The organism is Aureimonas populi (genome assembly GCF_017815515.1).
GTDB classification, from domain to species: Bacteria; Pseudomonadota; Alphaproteobacteria; order Rhizobiales; family Rhizobiaceae; genus Aureimonas; species Aureimonas populi.
This window is the reverse complement of record NZ_CP072611.1, coordinates 867,275-892,002: the sequence shown is the minus strand read 5'-3', so window position 1 is coordinate 892,002 and position 24,728 is coordinate 867,275. Positions and strand designations below refer to the sequence as shown.

Here is a 24,728-nt window from a genome sequence, read left to right as displayed (position 1 = left end):
TGGAGGGGCAGCCGTCACCGGACCCTGGCACCTCCCGGAAACGCGCTTGCCGGAGACAATTCCGGCGCGGACGGGCATGGCAAGGTCCACGAGATCGGGGCCGGGTGGACCTGCGAACGTCTCGTTCGGCCCGGTGATCTCCGGGGCGCGGGCTCCGTGCGCGCATGGAAGGAAGAGGGAGCGCGCCCCGGGGTATGGGTAGCATCACGCAAGCGATGCCCTAGCTCGAATGCTGGGGAGGTCAACGCTTGCCGGATATGACACCATGCCAGACATCATAGCGCGCCTGAGCTGGCTCCCCGGCTGGGCGGTTGGAACGGGCCTCCTGCTGCTTGCCGCCGCTTTGGCCATCTCCGTCCACGGCCTGCTGCTGCGAGGCATCCGATCGCTGCTGAAACAGGATCAGGTCTTCGCGCATCGCCTTCTCTCCGAGACCAAGGTTCCCACCCGGTGGGCTCTCGTGAATTTCGCCCTGAGCGCCGCGCTGCCATTCGCGCCGTTCACCGTCTACACGAGCGACACCATCTCGCGGCTGCTGTCCGCCTCTTTCATCGCACTGGTCGGCTGGATCGCCCTCAAGGCGCTGGACGTCGCCGTGGGCCTGCATCTTCGGCGCTATCGCATGGACGTCGAAGACAATCTTCTGGCCCGAAAGCATATCACGCAGACGCGAATTCTCCGGCGGGCGGTGGCGCTCGTCATCATCGTCATAACCACGGCCGCGGCCCTGATGACGTTCGAATCCGTGCGCCAGTACGGCGTCAGCCTCCTCGCCGCCGGTGGCGCCGCGGGTGTCATCGTCGGCCTCGCGGCCCAGCCGGTTCTCTCGAACCTCTTTGCCGGCCTGCAACTGGCGCTGACCCAGCCGATCCGCATCGACGACGCCGTCATCGTGGAAGGGGAGTGGGGCACGATCGAGGAGATCACAGCGACCTATGTGGTCATCAAGATCTGGGACTGGCGCCGTTTGATCGTCCCGCTTCGATACTTCATCGAGCAGCCGTTCCAGAACTGGACCCGCGAGACGGCCTCGCTCATCGGCGTCGTCATGCTCTACCTGGACTATCGTGCCCCGGTGGATCGTATCCGGGCCAAGCTGAGCGAGATCGCCGAGGCGTCCCCATTATGGGATCGGCAGGTGGCGGGTCTTCAGATCGTCGAGACGACCGAGGCGACGATGCAGGTTCGCGTCCTCGTCAGCGCCCGCAACGCACCAACCGCTTTCGATCTCAGATGCGAAGTGCGCGAGAAGCTCATCTCCTTCATCCAGGCCGAGATGCCGGAGGCACTTCCGAGATCGCGAACGGATATCGACATCCAGCCAGGACAGCGGTCGGCCCCACCCGCGAAGCGGGAGACGATCCTCGTGGGCGCCTGAGCCGCGTCGTCGCCGCACCTCCCGCTTCGCATGGCTGGCACCGCCGCGCGCTGCCTTCCCCGCCATGGGGTGCCGAAGGTCGGGCCGGTGGTGCGGCGTTGCGAATGCCGGTCTCAATCGCCCTTGAAGCCCTTGCTCCAGGCGCGATGATCCGAACTCCCCTGCGCGTAGGGGTTGTCTTTCTTCTTCGCCCGCTTCTTGGCGGCGTCGCGGCCTTCTTTCCAAACGATCTGGTCATGCGTGAGGAGCGGGGTGGTGGTGGTGGTGGTGGACATTTCGATTTCGCCAATCCGGTTTCGTACGCTGTACCTACACGATAAATGACCCCGAAAGAGGGCAAGCGGCAAAATCGCCGGCTGCTCTGCAGGGGCTTCATCGACCGAGCGCTGAGCTATTCGGTCGCGTCTATGCCGTCTCGTCGTCTCCCGGCTGGGGCGGGGCGAGGGGGGTGAAGCGGCAGCGGTCGGGCTTGAGGTCGACGAGCGGGGTTCCGTCGAGGCAATCGAGCCCCTGGACGGTCAGCACCGGCCCCTCACGCTTCACCAGCTTGACGATGGAGGTGCCGATCGGGTTCGGCCGAACGGGCGAGCGCAGCGCGAAGGTGCCGCGCACCGTGCCGTCGCTCGCCGGGCTCTGGAGGACAAGATCGCGCCGCGAGAGGTGCAGCCAGTAAAGAACCTCCAGTTCCTCATAGGCATCGATCCCCTGAAGTGCGGTGACCCAGGGCTCGAAGATCTCGATATGGCAGGGCGGGCCGTCCTTGCGCCCCTGCCGGGGCGCCGCGCGCCGATGCGTCCAGGGCGTGCGGATGCGGCCGATGAAGGCAAGGCCCGCATCCGTTGCCGCGGGCGCCTCCACCGAGACTTCGCCCGCACGGATCTCGTTCTCGCGCACCATGGTCAGTCGACGGCGACGAGCACGTCGGAGGCCTTGATGACCGCGTAGGCTTGCTTGCCGACTTCGAGGCCGAGGTCGTCCACCGACTGGTTGGTGATCGAGGAGGTGACGATGGTGCCGTTGCCGATGTCGAGCTTCACATGGGCTGTGGTCGCGCCCTTCGTGACCTCGACCACCTTGCCCTCGATGAGGTTGCGAGCGCTGATCTTCATGAATCTCTTTCCTTCTCGTTTCGTGTGAGCGTCGGCACGCAGACGTGCCGTCCCGCGCCCTGCATATAGGCGATCGCCACCTCCACGCCGTAGAGGCCGCGCAGAGCCTCGGCTGTCACCACCTCCTGCGGCGACCCTGTCGCGAGCACCCGCCCGCCCTTCATCAGGGCAACGCGGTGGGCGCAGGCGAAGGCGTGGCCGGGATCGTGGGTGGACAGGACGATGGCAAGACCCGAGCGCGACAGGTCTGCGATTCGCTCGAGGACGCGCGCCTGATTGCCGAAATCGAGGCTGGCGGTCGGTTCGTCCATCACCAGCATGGCGGGCTCCTGCGCCAGGGCCCGGGCGATCAGCGCCATCTGCCGCTCGCCGCCCGACACTTCGGGAAAGAGACGGTCGGCCAGATGCGCGATTCCGAGCGTTTCCATCGCCGCGTCCGCTGCCTGGCGGTCGATGGCGGAAGGGGTGGCAAAGGTGTCGATGCGGCTGGCGCGGCCCATCAGCACCATCTCGCGCACCCGGAACGGAAAGGTCGCGCCGTGCGCCTGCGGCACATAGGCGACGCGCCGGGCGAACTCTGCGCGCGTGAAGGCCGCGACCTCCCGCCCTTCCAGAAGCAGCCGTCCGCCCCGCGGGGGCAGGAGGCCGAGAAGGGTCTTGAACAGGGTGGTCTTGCCGCACCCGTTCGGGCCCAGCAGCGCCAGCACCTCGCCGCGCGCGACGGACAGGGTCACGTCACGGCCGACCGGCGCGCCGCGATAGCCGAAGGCGAGGTCGGCGGCGGTGAGGAAGCTCATCGCCAGCCTGTCCGCGTCGTCGTGAGAAGCCACAGGAAGAAGGGCGCGCCGATGGCCGCCGTCAGGATGCCGAGCGGCACCTCGATCTCGGCTATGGTGCGCGCCAGCGTGTCGACCGCCACGAGATAGCCCCCGCCCAGCATCAGCGAGGCCGGCAGGAGGCGAGAGAAGTCCGGCCCGACGATCATGCGCGCGACATGCGGCACCAGCAGCCCGATCCAGCCGACGACCCCGGAGACGGAGACGGCGGCGGCCGTCATCAAGGTGGCGGCGGCGATGAGGAGGATGCGCAGGCGGCGCGTTTCCAGGCCGAGCGAGCGCGCCTCCTCGTCGTCGAGCGTCATCAGGTTCATGCGCCAGCGCAGCAGCACCAGCGGCATGAGGCCGAGCAGGATGGCCGGGAGGATGGACAGAAGATCGCCGCGCGTGACGCTCGCAAGGCTGCCGAGCAGCCAGAAGGTGATGGCGGGAAGCTGGTTGTAGGGATCGGCGAGAATCTTCACCAGCGAGATCAGCGCCCCCAGAAGCGCGCCGATGGCCACGCCCGCCAGAACGAGGACGAGGATGGGGTCGCGTCCCCGGATCGCGCTGCCGAGGAGGGCGACGAGCGTGACCGCCAGAAGCCCGCCCGCGAAGGCGAGCGCCTGGATCATCAGGGCGGACTGGGAGAGGAAGATGCCGAGCACCGCGCCGAGGCTCGCGCCCGCCGAGACGCCGAGAATGTCGGGCGAGACGAGCGGATTGCGGAAGAGGCCCTGATAGACGGCACCGGCCGTGGCCAGCGCCGCGCCGACCAGAAGGCCGGTGAGGACGCGCGGCAGGCGCACGTTCCATATCACCGTCTCGGCCGTGGCGCTCGCCCCGCTTTCCGTGCCCGTCAGGGGCGCGAGGAGGATGCGCGCGATCTCCTCCGGCGAGACCTCGTAGCGGCCGGTCCCGAGCGCCAAGAACAGGAGCGCCGCCAGCACGAGGAGGCCGAGAGGAGCGCCGCGCCGGGGAATGGCGAGGCTGGCCGCCGCGGCTCGACGCGCTCCGTTCACTGTGCATCCGCAAGAAGCGTGTCGAGCTGCTCTTCGGTGAGATCGACCCGGTAGAAGAGGCGGTAGAATTCGGCCGTCTCGCCGCGAAGGTCATCCTCGAAGCGATCGGGATAGAGAACCGATGCGAGCCAGGAGACGCCGATGAGGCGGTTGATGCCGGGCGGGGCGTCGAACCAGCCGAAGGGTAGTGCCGGAGCCCGGAAGACGCGCCCGTTCTCCACCGCCGCGATGCCGGCCCAGAGGGGATTGGCCGCCAAGGAGGCGTGGAAGGCGGGGTCGAGCGTCAGGATCACGTCCGGATCCCACGCAAGCACCTGCTCCACCGAAACGCCGGCGAGCCCGCCAGAGCCGGCCGACCGCGCGACGTTCACCGCGCCGACGGCCTCCAGGACCTCGGTGTTGATGGAGTTCGCGACGCCGGTTTCCAGCCCTTCGGGGCCGCGTCCGTAATAGACGCGCGGGCGCTCGTCCTGCGGAACCTGCGCCAGAAGGGCGTCGAGCCGGGCGAGGGCCTCGCGCCCGTAGGCGGCCAGTTGCTCGGCCCGCTCCTCCTGCCCAAGAAGGTCGCCCGCCTTCTCGATCGTCTCCACCGTGCCCTCGAAGCGCCCCTCGATCAGCACGTAGGGAATGCCGGTCTGCTCCTGCACGCGGTCGGCGAGCGAGGCGTAGGTCTCGTCCACCGTGCCGACATCGAGGATGATGTCCGGGCGCATGGCGAGGGCCGCCTCCACATTGGCCGTTCCGCCGCGCCCCGTCAGGCGTCCATGGGCGGGCAGGTCGCGATAAGGCTCGGCGAGGAAGGCCCTGGCCTCCTCCGAAGGAGCTGTGACCCAGCCCGCCATCTTGTCCGGCGCCAGGGAATAGAGGAGGACCGCCGCGGGCGGTCCCGCCGCCATCACGCGTTCCACCCGCCCGGGAATCTCGACCATGCGCCCGGCATCGTCGGTGAAGATGCGCGTCTGGGCGAGCGCGGGAACTAAGAGCGCGATGGTGACGAGGAGCGTGAGAAGGCCACGCCGGAGAATCAACATGCCGTTCGCCCATGCAAACTCGATATGTATGAACGACCATATCGGACTATGCGGCCAGCACAATATGGTTCCTGCGATCGAACCTCATCCTATGTCCGTTTCCGGCGGATCGGCGGCAGGCTCGAGGCGTGTCATCCCGTGATGGCGGGCGGGGGGCTTTCCTTGCGTCGGTCGGCGCCGGGCGGGGGGCTTCCCCGCCCGGCGCCACGGCTTCAGAACGGGCTGTCGGGGAAGTAGAAGTTCTCCGCGTTCTCCGGCGTGATCCGCTGCGAGGCGATGATGAAGCGGCCCGAAACCGGCGACGAGGAGACCAGGCCGAGCGCGGTCAGTTCGATCGCGGTCGAGATCTGCGCCGGAGGATAGGTGACGTTGACCGGAAGCTGGGGGTCGCCGTCCATCATGCGCTGGATGACCTCCTTCATGCCCGCGCCGCCGACCACCCACATCTCGTCCTGGCGCCCGGCCTGCGCGATCGCCTCCAGCGCGCCGATCGCCATGTCGTCGTCGGCCGCCCAGACGGCGTCGATCTCGGGGAAGCGGGACAGGTAGTCCTGCATCACGTTGAAGGCGTCGTCTCGGCTCCAGTTGCCGTGCTGCATGTCGAGCACCTCGATGCCCGAGCCTTCGATCGCGGCCTGGAAGGCTTCCACGCGCTCGTTGTCCAGCGTCGTGGGAATGCCGCGCAGGACGACGATCTTGTCGCCCTCACCGAGGGCCTCGGCGAAGTACTCGCCCGCCACCCGCCCGAAGCCTGTGTTGTCTCCGGCCACATAGAGGTCCTCTATGCCCTCTTCGGACAGGCCGCGGTCGACCACCGTCACCCAGATGTCCTGCTCGGCGACCGACTGCACGGGCGCCGTCAGCGGTTCGCTTTCGAAGGGCAGCACGACGAGCGCGTCGATGTCGCGCGTGGCAACCATGTCCTCGATGTCGTTGACCATCGTGGAGGCGTCGCCGGCGGTCGACAGGACGAACTCGATGTTCGGATAGGTCCGGCCGAGGCGCGCGATCGTGTCCTGCGCATGCCAGTTCAACCCGCCCATGAAGCCGTGGGTGGCCGAGGGAATGGCGACGCCAATGGTGTAGCTTTCGTCCTCCTGCGCGGTGGCCGGCATGATGACGGCAGCGCCGGCCAACATCGTCGATGCTGCGATCGCGCTCAGGAATGTTCTGCGTTTCATGGTCTTCCTCCCTTTTTTGTCTTCACCGCCTCGAGGTGGCTTTCGAATCCCGCTGGAGCACTACGGCGAGAATGACGATCACGCCCTGGATCGCGCCGTTCAGATACGGGCTCACGATCGAGGCGAGGTTCAGGATGTTGCCGATGAGGCTGAGGATCAGCACGCCGACCACGGTTCCCCAGACGCGCCCGAAGCCGCCCTTCAGCACCGTGCCGCCGATGATCACGGCTGCGATGGCCTCCAGTTCCCAAAGGACGCCCGTCGAGCCGGAAGCCGAGCCGAGACGCGGCACGTACATGATGGTCGCGATGCCGACGAGGACGCCGAGCAGCACGAAGGTCGCCATCCGCACCCGGTCGACATTGACCGCCGAGTAGCGCGCGACCTGCTCGCTGGCGCCCAGCGCTGCACAATGCCGGCCGAAGGCGGTCCGGCGCATCAGCACCTCCCCGATGATCGCGACGAGCGCGAACACGATGATCGGCCAGGCGACGCCGAACAGCCCGTCATAATAGACCGGGCGGTAGAGGGTGCGCGCCGCCGAATCCAGCGAGAGCGTTCCCCCATCGGCGAGCCAGGTGACGAGCGAGCGATAGATGCCCATCGAGCCGAGCGTGACGATGAAGGCCTCGATCCTCACCTTGGCGATGAGGGCGCCGTTGACCACGCCCGCGGCGAAGCCCGTCAGCAGCGCCACCGCCATGCCGGCGAGAACGAGAGGCACGCCGACCCCCATCACCGGCACCAGGGCGTTCATCGCCAGGATCATGGTGCCCGCCACGAAGGCCGCCATCGCGCCGACGGAAAGATCGATGCCCCCGGCCGTGATCACGAAGGTCATGCCGACCGCGATGATGCCGATGAAGGCGGAGCGGGCGAGCACGTTGGTGACGTTGCCGTAGGACAGGAAGTTCGGGTTCAGCCACGCCCCGAGCGCGACGAGAAGCACGAGGGCCAGAATGGGGCCGAGCACGTGCAGATTGATGCTGTGCCGGCGCGCCTGGACGCGCCCGGGCGATGCGGCTTCGCTCATGACGCCAGGGCCTCCCGGTTGCCGATGCCCATCGCGAGCCTCACGATGGCGCTTTCGTTGACATCTTCACCCTCCACCTCGCCGGCGATGCGCCCGGCGGCCATCACGACGACCCGCCCGGCAAGCCCGATCACCTCGGCGAGCTCGGACGAAACGACGATGACGCTCTTGCCGCTGTCGGCCAGCTTGCGGATGAAGCCGTAGATCTGCTGCTTGGTGCCGATGTCGATGCCGCGCGTCGGCTCGTCGATGATGACGATGTCCGGCTCGGCGAGCATGATCTTGGCGAGTAGCAGCTTCTGCTGGTTGCCGCCCGAAAGCTGGCCGGCGGCCACCGTGCGGTCGCCGGTGCGGATGTCGAACTCGCGCACGGCGCGGTCCAGCGCGGCCTCCTCGGCCTTCGTGTCGATCAGAGCGCGCGGGGAAAAGCGGTCGAGCGCGAGCAGCGTCAGGTTCTCGCGCAGAGTCTTGCCGAGGAGAAGGCCCTTCTCCTTGCGGTCCTCGGTCAGGTAGACGAGGCCGGCCTGCCGCGCGGCCATCACCGAGCCGCGCTTCACCGCCCTGCCGCCGACGCGCACCTCGCCGCTGGAGGGACGCAGGCCCACCACGCCCTCCATCAGCTCGGTGCGCCCCGAGCCGACGAGGCCGGCAAAGCCCAGTACCTCGCCGCCGCGCAGCGTGAAGTTCGCGGGAGCGACGAGGCCCTCGACCTGAAGGTTGCGCACCTCCAGGACCGGGGGGCCGGCGCCGTCCCGCCTGGGCGGAAACAGGTCGGAAAGCTCGCGCCCGACCATCGCCTCGGCCATGGCGTCCTCACCGATGCCGGCCGGCGCCTCGAGGACCTTGCGCCCGTCGCGAAGCACCGTGACGCGGTCGGCGATGCGCGCCACCTCGTCGAGCTTGTGGGAGGTGTAGAGGATCGCGGTGCCCTCGCCGCGCAGGCGCTCGATCAGCTTCAGCAGCGTATCGGTCTCGCGCGCGGTGAGGACGGCGGTCGGCTCGTCCATGATGAGCACGCGCGCATCGCGCCCGAGCGCCTTGGCGATCTCGACCATCTGCCGGTTCGGCACCGAGATATCGCCCACCCTCGCGCGCGGATCGACCATGCAGTCGAGCCGGCGGAGAAGCGCGCGGCTTTCGTTCTCCATCGCGCGGCGGGCCAGAAAGGGTCCGCGTCTCAGTTCGCGGCCGAGAAAGATGTTCTCCTCGACGGAAAGCTGCGGCGCGAGATTGAATTCCTGGTGGATCAGGACGATGCCCCGATCCTCCGCGTCGCGCGAGGACGCGAACCCGGCCGGCTGCCCGTCGAGGAGCACGCGGCCCTCGGACGGCATGAGATAGCCGCCGAGAATCTTCATCGTCGTCGATTTTCCGGCACCGTTCTCGCCGATCAGGGCGTGGACCTCGCCCGCCCGCAGGTCGAAATCGATGTCGAACAGCACCTGGACCGGCCCGAACCGGCGCGAGACCTTCTCGATGGCAAGGACCGGAACATTCATGGCGTCACCCGGGCGGCGTCGCGGCGCGGGGATCGCAGCCCTGCGTCGAAGAACGCCATGCCCGCCAGCCACTCGGCCAGCCCCGGCACCATCCGGCCGACGGCGGTCGCGCGGGGCGGGAGGCGCGGCTCATGACCCGAGCCCCAGAAGCGCGCGGTTGGCGCTCGCATCGGTTCCGGCGGCGGCGAAGTCGTCGAAGGCGTGCTCCGTCACGCGGATGATGTGGTCGCGCACGAAACGCGCGCCCTCCCGGGCGCCGTCCTCGGGATGCTTCAGCGCGCACTCCCATTCCACCACCGCCCAGCCGTCGAAATCGGCCGCCGTCAGCTTGGAGAAGACAGCGCCGAAATCGACCTGCCCGTCGCCGGGGCTGCGGAAGCGGCCCGCGCGGTTCACCCAGGGCTGATAGCCCCCATAGACGCCCTGTCGCCCGGTTGGCCGGAACTCGGCATCCTTGACGTGGAACATGCGGATGCGGTCCGCATAGATGTCGATATGTTCCAGGTAGTCGAGCGCCTGGAGCACGTAGTGCGAGGGGTCGTAGAGCATGTTGCAGCGGGCATGGCCGCCCACGCGCTCCAGGAACATCTCGAACGTCGTCCCGTCGTGCAGATCCTCCGCCGGGTGGATCTCGAAGCAGACGTCGACGCCGCATTCATCCGCAAGATCGAGGATGGGACGCCAGCGCGCCGCAAGCTCGTCGAAGGCCGCCTCCACAAGACCGGCCGGCCGCTGCGGCCACGGATAGAGATAGGGCCAGGCGAGGGAGCCCGAGAACGTCGCCATGGCCGAGAGCCCGAGGTTCCGCGAGGCGAGAAGCGTTTTCCTGACCTGATCCGTCGCAAAGGCCTGCCGCGCCCTCGGGTCTCCCCGCACATGCGGCGGCGCAAGGCCGTCCATCAGAAGATCATAGGCCGGGTGCACGGCCATGAGCTGGCCCTGGACATGGCAAGACAGCTCGGTGACGGTGATGCCGTTCTCGCCGGCCTGTCCCTTGAAGCTGTCGCAGTAATCCCTGGACGCGGCGGCGGCTTCCAGGTCGAAGAGGCGGGCCGCGCCGCTGGGAACCTGGACGCCGACATAGCCGCAATCGGCGGCCCAGCGCGTGATCGCCGGCCAGTTGTCGAAAGGCGCCGCATCGCTGACGAACTGCGCAAGAAACAGAGCCGGGCCTTTTATGGTCCGCATTGATCCTCCCGGCAGCCTCCCGCCGCCCGCAAGCGATGTAATCGTTTGCAAGCGGAGGCTAGCGTCATCTGTAATCGTTTACAAGATGCTCCCGGCCGGCCATGATCGGGCGCGACATCGCAGGGGGGGAGGGGTTGCGCAAACCTGCTACGATTCAGGACATCGCGCGTGCGGCCGGGGTGTCGACGGCCACGGTAAGCCGGGCGCTGTCGCACCCCGAGCGCGTGGCCGAGGCCACCCGCTCGCTGGTGCTCGATGCCGTGCGCCGCTCCGGCTACAGGGTGAACCGAACGGCGCGCAATCTGCGCCGGCGCCGCAGCGGCAGCATTCTCGCGCTCGTTCCGAACCTCGCCAATCCCTTCTTCTCCGAGATCCTGTCGGGCCTGTCGAGCGTTCTGGCCGAATCGGGCCACGGGCTTCTGGTGGGCGACACCCATATCGGCCCCCATCCGGCCGCGCGGCTGAACGACTATCTCGCCGCCGGTATGGCGGACGGCGTGGTGATCTTCGACAGCCGGCTGCCCGACGGCATGGTGTTCGAGGGAGCCCGGCCCCCCATGGTGCTGGCCTGCGAATGGTCCCGGCCGAACCTTCCGTCCGTGCGGGTGGACAATGAAGGCGGCGCCGCGCTGGCCATCCGCCATCTCCTGCGGCGCGGCCATCGCGCGATCGGGCACCTGACGGGGCCATCGGGCAACGTTCTGACAGAAAGCCGCCTCGCGGGGACGAGGCAGGCCTTGTCGGAGGCCGGGCTGAAGCTCGCGCCCGACCATCTGTTCCCCGGCGATTTCGGGCTGGGATCCGGCGCGAGCGCCGCCGAGCGCTGGCTCGCGCTGCGCGACCGGCCCACCGCCGTCTTCTGTGCCTCGGACGAAATGGCATGCGGCTTCATGGGGGCCTTGCGGCATGCCGGCATCGACGTGCCGGGCGCGGTGTCCGTGGTCGGCTTCGACGATATCGAGGTGAGCGCCCATCTGGTGCCGGCGCTGACGACGATCCGCCAGCCCCGCCGCCTGATCGGCGAGCGCGCGGCGCGGCTCCTGCTCGCAATGATCGAGGCGGGAAGCTCTCAGGCGCCGGCCGAATTGCTGCCGGTGCAACTCATCGAGCGCCAGAGCGTGGCTCCCCCGGCAACGACACCCCTGGATGGCTGACTGGACTACGGCACCTCGTCCGCCACGCCGATCACCGCGATGCAGTCGCCGGCCTTGACCAGTCCGGGGAAGTGACGGGCCGCGAGGATGCCGTCCATCTTGGCCCTGAACTCGAAGGGCGCCAGACCCGTGCGCTCGATGCTCCAGGCGCGGCCGATGGGCTGGCCCTTGCGAACGGCCTCGCCGAGATCGACCAGAGGCTCCATCATCGCGTCCATCTCGGAGAAGGTGAAGCAGTCGTCGCCCGGCATGTCGAGCCAGCGGCTTCGGGTGGGCTCGACATCGCCCTTCAGGATGCCCGCATGACGCAGGAGGTTGGAGACGCCCCGCTTGGCGATGCCGGCCGTGCGCGCGCTGGCCGTGCCGCCGCCGCCGAGCTCGGTGGTGACGAAGACCTTGCCCATCTCCTCGGCGGTCGTATCGAACATGCCGACAGCGTCGATCTCCAGCATCTTCACCGACCAGGGCGCGCCGAAGGCGGCGACGGCGGCGAAGGCGGCCGCCTCCTGGCGCTTGTCGCGAAGGATATGCGCGGCGGCGAAGGGCACGAAGTCGAGCGTGCGGCCACCCGAATGGAAATCGAGCACGATGTCTGCCAGCGGCAGGAGGTGGCGTGTCACATAGTCCGCGATCTTCTCGGTCGGGTTGCCGAAGGGCCGGCCGGGAAAGGAACGGTTGAGATTGCCCCTGTCGATCGGCGAGGTGCGCCTGCCGGCGCGAAAGGCGGGATAGTTCAGCGCCGGCACGATGACGACGCGCCCCGTGATCTCCTCGACCGACAGCCGCCGGGCGAGGTCGAACAGCGCGATGGGCCCCTCGTATTCGTCGCCATGGTTGCCGCCGGTGAGGAGCGCGGTCGGCCCTTGCCCGTTCCTGGCCACCGTGATGGGGATCAGGATCGACCCCCAGGCGGAATCGTCGCGGCTGTAGGGAAGGCGCAGGAAGCCGTGCTGGATGCCCTCGGCTTCGAAATCCACCGTCGGGACGATGGGGGAGGGAGACAGGACCGGATCGTGCTTCACGGCCTCAGTCCTTCACGAAAAGCTGGCGCGGCACCTCGGCCAGCATCTCGACGCCGGTTTCGGTCACCGCGATGGATTCGGTGATCTCCAGTCCCATGCCCTCCAGCCACAGGCCGGTCATGAAGTGGAACGTCATGCCGGGTTTCAATTCCGTCCTGTCGCCGGGGCGAAGGCTCATGGTGCGTTCGCCCCAGTCCGGCGGATAGGAGAGGCCGATGGGATAGCCGGTGCGGTTGTCCTTCACGATCCCGTATCTCTTCAGGACGGCGAAGAAGGCGTTGGCGATATCTTCGCAGCTATTGCCGGGCCTGGCCGCGGCGAGCCCGGCTTCCATGCCCTCCAGCGTGGCCTTTTCCGCATCGAGGAAAGCCTGCGTCGGCTTGCCGAGGAAGACGGTGCGCGACAACGGGCAGTGATAGCGCTTGTAGCAGCCTGCGATCTCGAAGAACGTGCCCTCGCCGCGCCGCATGGGCCTGTCGTCCCATGTCAGGTGAGGGGCCGAGGCGTCCGCGCCCGAGGGCAAAAGCGGGACGATCGCCGGATAGTCGCCGCCATGGCCATCCACGCCGCGCGTTCCAGCGTCGTAGATTTCCGCCACGAGGTCGCATTTGCGCATTCCCGGCTCGACCTTGTCGAAAATACGCTGGTGCATGGCGCCGACGATCCGTCCCGCTATGCGCATGTAGTCCAGTTCCTGCGCGCTCTTCACCGCGCGCTGCCAGTTGACGAGCGCCGTCGCGTCCACGAACCGCGCATTGGGCAGGTGTGTCCGGAGCGAACGATAAGCGGCGGCCGAGAAGTAATAATTGTCCATCTCGACGCCGATGGAGAACTTTTCCCACCCGCGCTCCCCGATCACCTGCGAGAGATAGTCCATCGGGTGGCGCTCGGTGGACTGCACGTAGTGGTCGGCATAGGGAACGATGTTGTCGTGGCTCAGATAGGCGGTGCGCCGCGCGCCGTTGGCGTCCTGCCCGCGCCCGAACCAGACGGGCTCGCCCTCCGGCGGCACGATCACCCCCTGATGGACGTAGAAGGACCAGCCGTCATAGCCGGTGAGCCAGGCCATGTTGGACGGATCGGAGACGTAGAGCAGGTCGATGCCCCTGGCCTCCATCGCCCGCCGCGTCTTGGCCAGCCGCTCGGCATATTCGGCGCGCGTGAAGTTCAGTCTGGGCTCGGTCATGAAGGCACCCGTTGGATGGACTGGCTTTGAAAGGTGGTGCCGGCGCCGGCGGCGCGGGCACGCGAAAAGGCGAGCGTGGCGATGGCGGTGTCCTGCACGCCGGTGCCGGTGAGGTCGGCGAGGGTCAGCGCCTCTGCGTCGGGCCGGCCGGGGGCCTTGCCGGCGAGGATCTCGCCGAGTTCGGGGAACGCGGCGTCTGGGCTGACGAGGCCGGTCTCGATGGCGTGGTGAAGCTCCCCGAGAAGCCGCGTCTGTGTCCATCGGTCGGCCACGTAGAACGCCCTGGCCAGCAGCACGGGGTCGATTTCGTTCTTGTGTTCGGCGTCCGAGCCCATGGCGGTGACGTGCGTGCCGGGCGACAGCCATCCGTCGCGCAGGATGGGCGTTGCGGAGGGCGTCGTCGTCACCACGATGTCGGCATGCTTCGCCGCCTGCGCCGGATCGTCGAGGGCGAGGATCTCGATCCCGAGCTCGCCGGCAAGCTCACGCGCCGCCAGTGCGGCCTTCTCCCTGTCCCGCGCCCAGATGCGCGCCTGCCGGATGGGGCGCACCAGCGTCAGCGCCTTCAGTTGCAGGCGCGCCTGCACGCCGGCGCCGAAGATCGCGGCGATGCTCGAATCCTCGCGCGACAGGTGCCGGGCCGCGACGGCCCCGGCGGCTGCGGTGCGGATGTCCGTCAGATAGCCGTTGTCGAGAAGCAGCGCCTCCACGAGGCCGGTCCTGGCCGACAGGAGCACCATCAGGCCGTTCACGCTCGGCAGGCCGAGCCTCGGATTGTCGAAGAAGCCGGGACTGATCTTGACCGCGAAGCTGTCCACGCCCGGCACATAGGCCGTCTTCACGTCCACCTCGCCGCGATGCTCGGGGATGTCGAGCCGCAGGATGGGCGGCATGGCGACGGCCTGCGTGGCAAGCGCCGAAAAGGCGCTCTCGACGGTGGCGATGGCCTCGAGGTCCAGCGGCACGAGCGGGCGCAGGTCCCCTTCGGTCAGGATCAGCATGACGCCTCCTCCAGCGAGTTCGCGCCGCACGCGATGCGCCGGTGCAGGCCCATGTCGATGTTGCGGCCGGAAAGAAGAGCCACGGTCGGCCCGTCCGGGCGGACCTTGCGGGCGAGAAGCGCGGCGATGCCGACCGCCGCCGCGCCCTCCACGATCTCGCGCTCGCGCGCATAGGTGTGGCGAATGCCGGCCGCGATCTCCGCCTCCGACAGCAGCAGCACCTCGTCCACGAGATCGCGCACCATCGTGTAGGTCCAGCCGTTGGACAGCCCGATTCCGCCGCCGAGGGAATCGGCCAGCGTCGGCAGTTCCCCGACCGCGACCGGGCGTCCGGCATCGAGGCTGGCGGCCATCGCGGCGCCGCGCGCCATGGAGATGCCGACGACGCGCACGCCCGGCTTGCGGCCCTTCACCGCCGCCGCGATGCCGGCGATCAGCCCGCCGCCGGACAAGGGCACCAGAACCGTGTCCACATCCGGCACGTCCTCAAGGATTTCGAGGCCGATCGTGCCCTGCCCGGCGATGATGCCGGGATCGTCGAAGGGCGGCACGCCGGCCATACCTTCGGAAACGAGGCGGTCGACTTCTCTCTGCGCCTCGTCCTGGCTGCGGCCGACGATGCGGATCGTCGCGCCGAGTGCGGCGATGGCCTCCACCTTGTTCGCGGGCACCAGGGAGGACATGCAAATCGTGCAGGGCACGCCCTCCCGCGCGGCGGCAAAGGCGAGCGCGCGGCCATGATTGCCGGTGGAGGCGGCCGCGACGCCTGTGGCGCGTTTTTCAGGAGAGAGCAGCATCAAGGCGTTGGTCGCCCCGCGCAGCTTGAAGGCGCCGGTCGCCTGATGATGTTCGAGCTTCAGATGCACCGGCGCGCCGGCAAGCTCGGACAGGCTGGGCGAAGGCTCCATGGCCGTGCGGCGAACGCGGCCGGCAATGCGCGCGCTCGCCGCTTCGATGTCGCGGAGCGGCACGATGCCCATGATCGTCAGGCCGCCCCGGCCATGGGCAGGGTCATCAGCCGGCCGGCATCCGCGATCTCCGGCACGACGCCGCAATGATGCAGACAGGCCCAGGCGGTCGCCTGGTTGGACGTGACCACAGGCTTGCCGATCCGCTCTTCGATGCGGGCCGCGACGGCGGCGGAGCGCAGCGCGGTGCAGGAAATGAACAGGGCGTCTGCGGCGGGATCGAACGCGTCCATGGCCGCCTCGACAAGCGTATCGTGCGAAAGGCGGGCCATGTCGCGGTCGTCTTCGAGGCCGAGACAGACGAAGCGCGAGATGTCGAAGCCCTGGCGCTCGAAATAATCGCCCATCGGCGCGCTCGTCCCGGCCGTGTAGGGCGTCAGCATGGCGATACGCCGTGCCCCGAGCGCCCGGAGGCCGGCGACGGCGGCCTTCGGCGGCGTGACGACGGGGACGCCGGGCTTGGCCAGCCCGATCGCGGCTTCCACCGCCTCGTCGCCGATGACCACGGAGGCCGACGTGCAGGAGAAGCACACGACGTCCAGTTCCTCCTCCGGCAGGAGCAGGGCTGCGGCTCCTTGGAGGCGCGGCTGCATCGCCCGCAGGTTCTCCGGCGTCACCGGGTTGGCGTAGGGAATGCGCGTCGCGAAGACCCCGATGCGCGGGCCGGCCACCATCCGGGCGAAATCGGCCTCGGTGGTATGGTCCGTGGCCAGAAGGATCAGCCCGACGCGCTTTTCGATGGCGCGGGCTTCGAAGGAAAGCGGCACGCAGGAGGGGTGAAGCTGCGCCACGGGAGCGGTCTTACGCGATGCGGCCATAGCGGCGCTCCAGCGCGCGCACGCCAAGGACGGAGACGAGGGAGATGACGAGGAAGAAGACGCCGACCAGCGTCAGCGGCTCGATATAGCGGTAGTTGAAATTGGCGATGGAGCGCGCCTGGTTCATCAGCTCCAGAACGGTGATGGCCGAGAGCAGCGGCGTTTCCTTGAACATGGCGATGAGGTAGTTCGCGAGAGCCGGGATCATGGGCGCGAGGGCCTGCGGCAGGACGATGTGCCGCCATGTCTGGCCGGTGGTCATGTTGCAGGCCTTCGCCGCCTCCCACTGGCCGCGCGAGACGTTCTCGATGCCGGCGCGATAGACCTCCGCCGTGTAGGTTGCGTAATGGATGCCGAGCCCGATGACGCCCGCCACCAGCGGCGAGAGGGTGATGCCGATGTCGGGCAGCACGTAGAAGAGGAAATAAAGCTGCACGAGGAGCGGCGTGCCGCGAATGAACTCGGCGAGGAAGCCGATGGGGCGCGACACCAGCCGGTTCCTCGAACGCCGCAGGATGGCGATGGCAAGGCCCACCACGGCGGCGACGGCAAAGCTGAGGATCGCGGCGAGGATGGTGATCCTCACCCCTTGCAGGAGCGTCGGCATGATCTGCCAGACGAAGGCCCAGTCCCATTCCATGACCTGTAGCCTCCCTTACGCCCGCACGCCGTCGAGACCGCGCGTCATGCGCCTCTCAATGAGGCGGATGAGGCCGGAGATGACCGAGGCCATCGCGAAGTAGAGGACGAGGATCGTCAGGAACGGCATCAGCGTGTCCCCGGTCTGGGCGCGCACCACCTGCGCCTGGAAGGTCATGTCGCCGAGAGAGATCAGGGAGACGATGGCGGTGGCCTTCAGCAACTCGATGGCGTTGTTGCCGAAGGTCGGCAGCATCACCACCACCGCCTGCGGCAGGAGGATGTGGCGCATGGCCTGGAAGCGCGTCAGGTTGAGCGCGACGCAGGCCTCGCGCTGGTCGCGGCCGATGGAGCGCACCGCGCCGCGCACCACTTCCGCGCCGTAGGCCCCGACATTGAGGCCGAGCGCGAGGACGCCGGCCTGGAGCGGCGAGAGCGTGACACCGAGAAGCGGCAGGACGTAATAGGCCCAGAAGAGCTGGACGAAGATCGAGGTGCCGCGAAAGAACTCGATATAGGCCACCGCCAGCGCGCGCACGCCCCTGAAGCGCGAGACGCGCGCCAGCCCGGCGGCGAAGGCGACGACCAGCGCGAGGGCGCAGCCGTAGACGGTGAGTTGCACCGTCACGAGCGCGCCTTCGAGGATCAGCCAGAGATAGCCGGAGGTCATGCCTGTCGAAGCTTTCGTGTCGCGAAGCCGGGGAAAGGGCCGGGCGCGTTCCTTCGCGTCCGGCAGCGTGGAAGCCGCTTATTCCTGCGCGCAGAGCGCCTCGCGGTTGGAGGAGATCGCCGCCTGTGCCGAGAAGCCGTAGGGCTCGACGATCCGCGCGAACTCGCCCGATTCCTTCAGCGCCGCAAGCTCGCGGTCGAATGCGTCGCGAAGGCTGGTCTGGTCGCGGCGGAATGCGGCGCCGTCGCAATAGATCGGAGCGCCCTGAACGGGAGCCACGACCTCCAGGCTTTCGTCGCCGGCCTGTTGCGCCAACGCGTTGATCGACAGGACGGGCAGCGAATAGACGTCGATGCGCCCTTGCTGGAGCATGGTCAGGCCGCTTTGCGGGTCCGGCACCACGACGACGCGGTCGCGCGGCACGCCGGCTTCCAGCGCGAGGCGCTCTTCCGTGCCGCCGCCCGGCGCGCCGATGCGCGCTTCCGGGTTGTTGGCGATGTCGGCGAAGCTCTGGAGGCCGAGCGGATTGCCGGCTTTCAGGAGGAAGGCTTCCGCGTCGCACAGGATCGGCTCGGAATAGGCGACGGCCGCGCAGCGCTGGGGCTGCATGAAGAGGCCGGCGGTCACGGCGTCGAAGCGCCTTGCCTGAAGGCCGGGGATCATCGCCCCATATTCGGAGATCGAGGCGACGACGTCGTCGATGCCCAGGCGCTGGAAGACGGCGCGGGCGACGTCGGGACCGGCGCCTGAAACGCTGCCGTCCGCGTCGACGGCCGTGTAGGGCGGTTCGTTGGCGATGGCGATGCGGGCAAAGCCCTGGTCGCGCAAGGCCTGGACCTCGGCCGGGACCTCGGCCTCCTGCGCGGTTGCGGGGGCGGCGAGGCAGGCGGCGACGAGCGCGCCGGCGAGGATATGGCGGTGGATCATGTTCGCTCCTGTCGTTTCTGTCCGAATGGTCTTTTCGAGGGCCTCATCGCCGCCCGTCAGAGATGGCCGGCGCCCACGACCTTGCGCAGGAAGTTCCGGGTGCGCTCCTGCCTGGGACTGGTGAAGATCTGCGAGGGCGGGCCCTCCTCCACGATCCGCCCCCGGTCGAAGAACAGGACGCGGTCGGCGAAGTCCCTGGCAAAGCCCATCTCATGGGTGACGAGCAGCATGGTCATGTCCGTCTCGCGGCCCAGCATGCGCATGACGTTCAGCACCTCCTCCACCAGCTCGGGATCGAGCGCGGAGGTCACTTCGTCGAACAGCATGATCTTCGGGCGCAGGGCGAGCGCGCGGGCGATCGCCACGCGCTGCTTCTGCCCGCCGGAAAGCTGTGCGGGCATGGCCTGCGCCTTGTCGGCCATGCCGACCATGTCGAGAAGCTCCATCGCCCGCTCCCGCGCGTCGGCGCGCGTCACTCCTTGCGTCAGGATCGGCGCCAGCGTGACGTTGTCGAGCACGCATTTGTGGGGGAAGAGGTTGAAGTGCTGGAAGACCATGCCGATCTTGGCGCGCATCCGGTGCAGATGCGTCTCGTCGGCCGGCTCTTCGCGCCTACCCTTGCGCATATGGAACAGCCCCTCGCCATCGACCGCGATGTGCCCGCCCGTGAGGTTCTCCAGTGTCATGAGGACGCGCAGGATGGTGGTCTTGCCGGAGCCCGACGGGCCGATCAGGGCGAGCTTCTCGCCCGGCAGGACATCGAAGGAGAGATCGTCGAGCACGGTCAGCTCGCCGAAGCGCTTGGTGACACGGTCGAGCTGGATGATCGGCTGGGCCACGCTCCCTCCTGGGTTCAGGGCCATTCGTGGACCAACGATGTCGCCGGGCTTAAATCATGTCAATCGGCAAAATAAAACCATGACAATTTTGCCAAAGCAGGCATAAAAACTGGGCAGGTGCGCCTAGATCGCCAGCAGAAGCGGTTCAGGGGGGGCCTTCACGAGATGAGCCACGACGCGCAGGCCGGCGCGCAGTTCGTCCTCGCTGGTGGAGCCGAGCGAGATGCGCACGGCGGGCTGATGGGCCGGTCCGGTCTGGAAGGACTGGCCCGGCGCGACGGCCACGCCCCGCAGGCGCGCCTGCGCCATGAACAGGCTTTCCTCGCACTCGCTGGCCAGGGGCAGCCAGACATGCAGCGCTTCCGGGTGGGCACGATGGGCGATGCCGGACAGCATGTCGCGCGCCAGCGCGTGGCGCGAGCGCAGCGCATGGCGTTGCCATCTGACGAGATCCATCGCCGTGCCGTCGCTCACCCAGCGCGTGGCGATCTCCGCGATCATGGGGGTCGCGATCCAGTTCGTCACCAGATGGCGGTTCATCACCGCCGGCAGCATCTTGTCGGGCACGGCGAGGTAGCCGGTGCGCAGGCCCGGAAGGACCGTCTTGGTGAAGCTGGTGATGTAGAGCGTGCGCTCCGGCGCCAGCGCCGCGATGGGCGGCGGCCGGTTTTCCACCAGCGGGCCCAGAACGTCGTCCTCGATGATCGCGATGTCGTGCCGCCGTGCCACCGCGACGATCTCCTCGCGCCGCCGCAGGCTCATCAGGGTGGCGGTGGGGTTGATGACGGAGGGCTGCACGAAGAGCGCGCGCAGCATCTCGGCGCGGCAGGCATGATCCAGCGCGTCCGGGACGATGCCTTCTTCGTCGAGCTCGATGCCGACGAGCTTCAGGCCGAGATAGGCGGCGAGCGGAATGAGAGTATGGCAACCGATCGCTTCCGTCGCCACCGCCGAGCCGGCCGGGGCGGTGGAGAGCAGCGCCGTCGTCATGGCCGCCGTCGCCCCGTTGGTCAGGCAGATGTTGGAGGCCTGCGCCTCCAGCCCGCACTGTTTCAGCCATTCCACCGCCACCGCCCGGTGGCGCGGGAAGATGACGTTCGGCCGGAAGGACAAGGCGGCGCTCGCCGGCAGGTTCTCCGACAGCTCCATCAACGCCTTGCGCATCCGGTCCAGATGCAGCGTCTCGCAGACCGGCTTGAGGATCGACAGGTCGATGATCTCGCCCAGCCTCTCGGGCAGGTAGGGCAGCGAGCCTTCGGAGCGGGCGGTGCGCACGAAGGTTCCGCGCCCCGTCTCCCCGGACAGAAGGCCGCGCCGGATCAGTTCCTCATAGGCCCGACTGACGGTCTGGACGGAGATGGACAGCGAATCGGCCAGCGCCCGGTGCGGGGGCAGCCGCGCGCCTTGCACGAGCTTGCCATCCTCGATGGCGCGGGCGATCTGGTCCGCCAGGGAGAGATAGACCGGGCGTTTCAGGGTGGCCGGATCGAGAAACCACATTGTCATGATCGCACTTTTCCTGAAATCATGACAATCGACAACGAAAATCGCATTCCGCCCCCAGGGCGGCCGGACGGGGCCATGTCCTCCATCAAGCTCGACGCCTTCGATCTGAAGATCCTCGCCGCCATCCAGAACGAGGGCCGGATCACCAAGCTCGCTCTCGCCGAAAGGGTGGGCCTGTCGCCCACGCCGTGCTGGATGCGGCTCAAAAAGCTGGAGGATGCCGGGATCGTGCGGGGCTACGGCGCGCGGCTCGACATGCGGCTCGTCACGCCGCTCACGGCGGTGATGGTGGAGGTGACGCTCGGCAGCCACCGCCATGTCGATTTCGAGCGTTTCGAGCGGGTCGTGCGCGAAGCGCCGCAGGTGGTCGCCTGCTGGGCGCTGGGCGGGGGCGTCGATTACATCCTCAAGATCGTGGCGCGCGACATCGACGCCTATCAGCGGCTCATCGACGGCTGGCTGGAGCGCGAGATCGGGATCGCGCGCTACTTCACCTATATCGTCACCCGCACGGTGAAGGAGGAGCCCGAGCCGCCCGTATCGATGCTCATGGGCGCTTGCGAAGAGAGATAATCTCCGCCGAGGGCCGTCCTTTCGGAGAAACGGTCCTCGCCGCCGCGAAGGAATGGACCAAGCCTCCGGCCGAACGCCCGTAAGCTCCTCTCGTCGCCGACCTCGAGAGGAGCTTGTCATGAATGCGCAGGTCGCCCGGCTTGAGACGCATCCGGCCATGACAAGGCTCGCCGACTCCCGCCTCCTGCGAGAGCAGGCCTATGTGAACGGCCGCTGGACGCGCGGCCAAGAGGCCCGCAGCTTCGCCGTGCGGGACCCGGCGAACGGGCAGGCCGTCGCCTTCGTGGCCGATCTGGGGGCCGGCGAGACGAGCGCGGCGATCGACGCCGCCAGCACCGCCTTTGCGAAATGGAGCCGCCTTCTGCCGCAGGAGCGCGGGGCGTTCCTGAAGCGATGGCACGCCCTCATTCTCGAAGCACGGGAGGACCTCGCCCTCCTGATGGTGCTGGAGCAAGGCAAGCCGCTGGCCGAGGCGCGCGGCGAGATCGACTATGCCGCATCCTTCGTGGAGTTCTATGCCGAAGAAGCCAGGCGCGTTACCGTCGAGAGCGTGGCGAGCCATCTGCCGGGCGCTCATATGCAGGTCAGCCGCGTGCCGCTGGGCGTCGTCGGTCTCGTGACGCCCTGGAACTTCCCGGCCGCCATGCTGACGCGCAAGGCGGCGGCCGCGCTCGCCGCCGGCTGCACCGCTGTTGCCCATCCCTCCTCCGAGACGCCGCTGTCGGCGCTCGCGCTCGCCGCTCTCGCGGATCGGGCCGGCCTTCCCGCCGGTATCTTCAACGTCGTCACCGGCAAGGCCGCCACCATTGTCGGCCGGCTTTGCGAGGACCCCCGCGTGCGCGCCATGAGCTTTACCGGATCCACCGGGATCGGCCGGCTGATCGCCGCGCAATCGGCGCCCACCGTCAAGCGGCTGGTGATGGAGCTCGGCGGCCATGCGCCGCTCCTCGTCTTCGCCGACGCCGACCTGCAAAAGGCGGTCGATATCGCGATGGACGCCAAGTTCGCCACCTCCGGGCAGGACTGCCTCGCCGCCAACCGCATCTATGTCGAACGGCCGGTCTACGAAGCCTTCCTGCGCGCCTATGCCGCGCGGATCGAGGCGCTGAGGGTCGGCAACGGGCTCGACGCGGGCACCGAGATCGGTCCCCTGATGCACGAACGCGCCGTGGCAAAGGTGGACGCGCAGGTGAAGGACGCCGTCTCGCGCGGCGCCCGGCTCCTCGTCGGCGGCTCGCGTCACGAGGCCGGCGCTCTCTTCTATCGCCCCACGCTCCTTGCCGACGTGCCGGACGATGCGCTGATCATGCGCGAGGAGACCTTCGGGCCCGTCGCGGCCCTTGCGCCCTTCGACACCGAGGAGGAGGTGACGGCCCGCGCCAACGACACCGAATACGGCCTTGCGGCCTATCTCGTGACGAGCGACGCCGCACGCATCGCGCGGATCAGCGCCGCGCTCGACTACGGCATGGTGGCGGTGAACCGGGTGAAGATCACCGGCGCGCCGGTGCCCTTCGGCGGGGTCAAGCAGTCCGGCCTCGGGCGCGAGGGCTCGCGCCACGGCCTCGAGGCCTTCACCGACCTCAAATATGTCTGCCTCGACGCAGCCTGACCATCAAATCCCACAGAAGGAGCCGTCTGATGCTCGACCGTTCGAACGAACTGAACGCCTATGACCGCGACCATTTCTTCCATCCCTCGACCCATATGGGCCAGCACGCGCGCGGCGAGAGCCCGACGCGCATCATCGAGGGCGGTGAGGGCGTCACCATCGTCGACCGGGACGGACGCGAGAGCATCGACGCCTTCGCCGGGCTCTACTGCGTGAACGTCGGCTACGGGCGCACGGAGATCGCCGAGGCCATCGCGGCGCAGGCGCACAAGCTGGCCTATTACCACGCCTATGCCGGCCACGGCTCGGAGGTCTCGATCCGCCTCGCCAGGATGATCATCGATCGCGCGCCGGAAGGCATGAGCCGGGTCTATTTTGGCCTCTCGGGCTCGGATGCCAACGAGACCAACATCAAGCTCATCTGGTACTACAACAATGTTCTCGGGCGGCCCGAGAAGAAGAAGATCATCTCGCGCTGGCGCGGCTATCACGGTTCGGGCGTGATGACCGGCTCGCTCACCGGCCTCCAGCTCTTCCACAACGCCTTCGATTTGCCGCGCGCGCCGATCCTGCACACCGAGGCGCCCTATTACTTCCGCCGGGCCGACCGCTCGCAGTCGGAAGAGGAATTCTCCGCCTTCTGCGCGGGCAAGCTGGAGGAGATGATCCTGGAGGAAGGGCCGGAGACGGTTGCCGCCTTCATCGGCGAGCCGGTGCTCGGAACGGGGGGCATCGTGCCGCCGCCGGCCGGCTATTGGGAGAAGATCCAGGCGGTCCTGACGAAATACGACGTGCTGCTCGTCGCCGACGAGGTGGTGACGGGCTTCGGCCGTCTCGGCTCCATGTTCGGCTCGGATCATTACGGCATGAAGCCGGACCTCATCACCATCGCCAAGGGGCTCACCTCGGCCTATGCCCCGCTTTCGGGCACCATCGTCTCGGAGAAGATGTGGCAGGGGCTGGTGAAGGGCTCCGACGATCTGGGCGTCATCGGCCACGGCTGGACCTATTCGGCCCATCCGCTGTGCGCGGCCGCGGGCGTTGCCAATCTCGAACTCATCGACAAGCTCGGCCTCGTTGAAAACGCAAGGGAGGTGGGTGCGCATTTCCGTTCCCGCCTGACGCAGGCGCTGGCCGACCACCGCCATGTCGGCGAGGTGCGCGGCGAGGGGCTCCTGGCCGCCGTCGAGTTCGTCGAGGACAAGGACGACCGGGCCTTCTTCGATGCCGGGCGCAAGGTCGGCCCGCAACTGGCCAGCGCGCTCCTGGAGCGCGGCGTCATCGCCCGCGCCATGCCGCAGGGCGACATCCTCGGCTTCGCACCGCCCCTGTGTCTGACAAGGGAGGAAGCCGACACCATCGTCGAACGCACCGCGGCAGCGGTGAAAGCCGTCACGCAGGCGTTGTGACGCAGGCCTTGGGAGCGGGGGCGGATTGCCGAAGTCCATTGCCGGCCACGGCCTGGATATAGCGGCCCCTGTGCTTCGAGGGCACAGCGCCGGCAGGCGGGGCAGGGGCTCTTCGCCAAGCGCCTGGCCCGGAAGGGACACATCGGAA

Annotated in this window: 25 protein-coding genes; 5 read left to right on the top strand and 20 right to left on the bottom strand. The window is 68.2% G+C overall.

Going from position 1 to position 24,728, the window contains the following annotated elements:
• Window positions 1-265 precede the first annotated feature (265 nt).
• Window positions 266-1,378: a mechanosensitive ion channel family protein gene (locus J7654_RS04150; RefSeq protein ID WP_209738486.1), complete on the top strand. Its 1,113-nt coding sequence runs from the start codon at window positions 266-268 to the stop codon at window positions 1,376-1,378.
• A 113-nt stretch (window positions 1,379-1,491) separates the two neighbouring features.
• On the opposite strand, the gene J7654_RS04145 is transcribed toward J7654_RS04150, so the two are convergent.
• The 10 genes from J7654_RS04145 to J7654_RS04100 form a co-directional block, all read right to left on the bottom strand.
• A complete protein-coding gene (locus J7654_RS04145) occupies window positions 1,492-1,653 on the bottom strand; it encodes a hypothetical protein (RefSeq protein ID WP_209738484.1) in 162 nt (53 codons plus the stop codon).
• 130 nt (window positions 1,654-1,783) lie between these two features.
• A complete protein-coding gene (gene tsaA, locus J7654_RS04140; protein WP_209738482.1) occupies window positions 1,784-2,275 on the bottom strand; it encodes a tRNA (N6-threonylcarbamoyladenosine(37)-N6)-methyltransferase TrmO in 492 nt (163 codons plus the stop codon).
• A 2-nt stretch (window positions 2,276-2,277) separates the two neighbouring features.
• Window positions 2,278-2,487 (bottom strand): TOBE domain-containing protein, encoded by a 210-nt coding sequence (locus tag J7654_RS04135; protein WP_209738480.1) that lies wholly within the window; start codon window positions 2,485-2,487, stop codon window positions 2,278-2,280.
• On the bottom strand, window positions 2,484-3,284 hold the full coding sequence (locus tag J7654_RS04130) for an ABC transporter ATP-binding protein (protein WP_209738478.1): 801 nt from the start codon (window positions 3,282-3,284) through the stop codon (window positions 2,484-2,486). The genes J7654_RS04135 and J7654_RS04130 overlap by 4 nt, the downstream gene beginning before the upstream one ends.
• Window positions 3,281-4,324 carry a FecCD family ABC transporter permease gene (locus J7654_RS04125; protein WP_209738476.1) on the bottom strand — a complete coding sequence of 348 codons (1,044 nt, stop codon included), beginning with the start codon at window positions 4,322-4,324 and terminating at the stop codon, window positions 3,281-3,283. The genes J7654_RS04130 and J7654_RS04125 overlap by 4 nt, the downstream gene beginning before the upstream one ends.
• Complete coding sequence (locus tag J7654_RS04120) at window positions 4,321-5,355, bottom strand: iron ABC transporter substrate-binding protein (protein WP_209738474.1); 1,035 nt, start codon at window positions 5,353-5,355, stop codon at window positions 4,321-4,323. The genes J7654_RS04125 and J7654_RS04120 overlap by 4 nt, the downstream gene beginning before the upstream one ends.
• Window positions 5,356-5,567: 212 nt before the next feature.
• A complete protein-coding gene (locus J7654_RS04115; protein ID WP_209738472.1) occupies window positions 5,568-6,536 on the bottom strand; it encodes an ABC transporter substrate-binding protein in 969 nt (322 codons plus the stop codon).
• A 22-nt stretch (window positions 6,537-6,558) separates the two neighbouring features.
• Window positions 6,559-7,569 carry an ABC transporter permease gene (locus tag J7654_RS04110; protein ID WP_209738470.1) on the bottom strand — a complete coding sequence of 337 codons (1,011 nt, stop codon included), beginning with the start codon at window positions 7,567-7,569 and terminating at the stop codon, window positions 6,559-6,561.
• Window positions 7,566-9,068, bottom strand: coding sequence for a sugar ABC transporter ATP-binding protein (locus J7654_RS04105; RefSeq protein ID WP_209738467.1), 1,503 nt, complete (start codon window positions 9,066-9,068; stop codon window positions 7,566-7,568). The genes J7654_RS04110 and J7654_RS04105 overlap by 4 nt, the downstream gene beginning before the upstream one ends.
• 129 nt (window positions 9,069-9,197) lie before the next feature.
• Entirely contained in the window at window positions 9,198-10,256 is a 1,059-nt protein-coding gene (locus J7654_RS04100) for a sugar phosphate isomerase/epimerase family protein (RefSeq protein ID WP_209738465.1), read from the bottom strand.
• A 134-nt stretch (window positions 10,257-10,390) separates the two neighbouring features.
• On the opposite strand from J7654_RS04100, the gene J7654_RS04095 reads away from it, so the two are divergent.
• The gene (locus J7654_RS04095) at window positions 10,391-11,410 is read left to right on the top strand and encodes a LacI family DNA-binding transcriptional regulator (RefSeq protein WP_245195630.1); all 1,020 of its coding nucleotides are present in this window, start codon (window positions 10,391-10,393) and stop codon (window positions 11,408-11,410) included.
• A 5-nt stretch (window positions 11,411-11,415) separates the two neighbouring features.
• On the opposite strand, the gene doeB is transcribed toward J7654_RS04095, so the two are convergent.
• From doeB to ehuR, 10 genes are all read right to left on the bottom strand, one after another.
• Window positions 11,416-12,432 carry a N(2)-acetyl-L-2,4-diaminobutanoate deacetylase DoeB gene (doeB, locus tag J7654_RS04090; protein WP_245195629.1) on the bottom strand — a complete coding sequence of 339 codons (1,017 nt, stop codon included), beginning with the start codon at window positions 12,430-12,432 and terminating at the stop codon, window positions 11,416-11,418.
• A 4-nt stretch (window positions 12,433-12,436) separates the two neighbouring features.
• Window positions 12,437-13,618, bottom strand: a complete 1,182-nt coding sequence (doeA, locus tag J7654_RS04085; protein ID WP_209738461.1) for an ectoine hydrolase DoeA — start codon at window positions 13,616-13,618, stop codon at window positions 12,437-12,439.
• Entirely contained in the window at window positions 13,615-14,619 is a 1,005-nt protein-coding gene (eutC, locus tag J7654_RS04080) for an ectoine utilization protein EutC (RefSeq protein ID WP_209738459.1), read from the bottom strand. Before eutC ends, doeA begins: the two co-directional genes overlap by 4 nt.
• Window positions 14,613-15,599 carry a hydroxyectoine utilization dehydratase EutB gene (eutB, locus tag J7654_RS04075; RefSeq protein ID WP_209738457.1) on the bottom strand — a complete coding sequence of 329 codons (987 nt, stop codon included), beginning with the start codon at window positions 15,597-15,599 and terminating at the stop codon, window positions 14,613-14,615. Before eutB ends, eutC begins: the two co-directional genes overlap by 7 nt.
• 5 nt (window positions 15,600-15,604) lie before the next feature.
• Window positions 15,605-16,405 (bottom strand): ectoine utilization protein EutA, encoded by an 801-nt coding sequence (eutA, locus tag J7654_RS04070; protein ID WP_209738455.1) that lies wholly within the window; start codon window positions 16,403-16,405, stop codon window positions 15,605-15,607.
• Window positions 16,389-17,045, bottom strand: a complete 657-nt coding sequence (gene ehuD, locus J7654_RS04065) for an ectoine/hydroxyectoine ABC transporter permease subunit EhuD (RefSeq protein ID WP_209738453.1) — start codon at window positions 17,043-17,045, stop codon at window positions 16,389-16,391. Before ehuD ends, eutA begins: the two co-directional genes overlap by 17 nt.
• Before the next feature lie 15 nt (window positions 17,046-17,060).
• The gene (gene ehuC, locus J7654_RS04060) at window positions 17,061-17,714 is read right to left on the bottom strand and encodes an ectoine/hydroxyectoine ABC transporter permease subunit EhuC (RefSeq protein WP_209738451.1); all 654 of its coding nucleotides are present in this window, start codon (window positions 17,712-17,714) and stop codon (window positions 17,061-17,063) included.
• Window positions 17,715-17,792: 78 nt separating this feature from the next.
• On the bottom strand, window positions 17,793-18,641 hold the full coding sequence (gene ehuB / locus J7654_RS04055; RefSeq protein ID WP_209738449.1) for an ectoine/hydroxyectoine ABC transporter substrate-binding protein EhuB: 849 nt from the start codon (window positions 18,639-18,641) through the stop codon (window positions 17,793-17,795).
• Window positions 18,642-18,697: 56 nt separating this feature from the next.
• The gene (gene ehuA, locus J7654_RS04050; RefSeq protein WP_280842356.1) at window positions 18,698-19,480 is read right to left on the bottom strand and encodes an ectoine/hydroxyectoine ABC transporter ATP-binding protein EhuA; all 783 of its coding nucleotides are present in this window, start codon (window positions 19,478-19,480) and stop codon (window positions 18,698-18,700) included.
• A gap of 123 nt (window positions 19,481-19,603) precedes the next feature.
• Entirely contained in the window at window positions 19,604-20,986 is a 1,383-nt protein-coding gene (ehuR, locus tag J7654_RS04045; protein ID WP_209738447.1) for a MocR-like ectoine utilization transcription factor EhuR, read from the bottom strand.
• Between the two features lie 75 nt (window positions 20,987-21,061).
• Here ehuR and J7654_RS04040 point away from each other — a divergent pair, with 75 nt between their 5' ends.
• From J7654_RS04040 to J7654_RS04030, 3 genes are all read left to right on the top strand, one after another.
• Complete coding sequence (locus J7654_RS04040; protein ID WP_209738445.1) at window positions 21,062-21,559, top strand: Lrp/AsnC family transcriptional regulator; 498 nt, start codon at window positions 21,062-21,064, stop codon at window positions 21,557-21,559.
• Between the two features lie 118 nt (window positions 21,560-21,677).
• A complete protein-coding gene (locus J7654_RS04035) occupies window positions 21,678-23,171 on the top strand; it encodes an NAD-dependent succinate-semialdehyde dehydrogenase (RefSeq protein ID WP_209738444.1) in 1,494 nt (497 codons plus the stop codon).
• A 29-nt stretch (window positions 23,172-23,200) separates the two neighbouring features.
• Window positions 23,201-24,580, top strand: a complete 1,380-nt coding sequence (locus J7654_RS04030) for an aspartate aminotransferase family protein (protein WP_209738442.1) — start codon at window positions 23,201-23,203, stop codon at window positions 24,578-24,580.
• Window positions 24,581-24,728 lie beyond the last annotated feature (148 nt).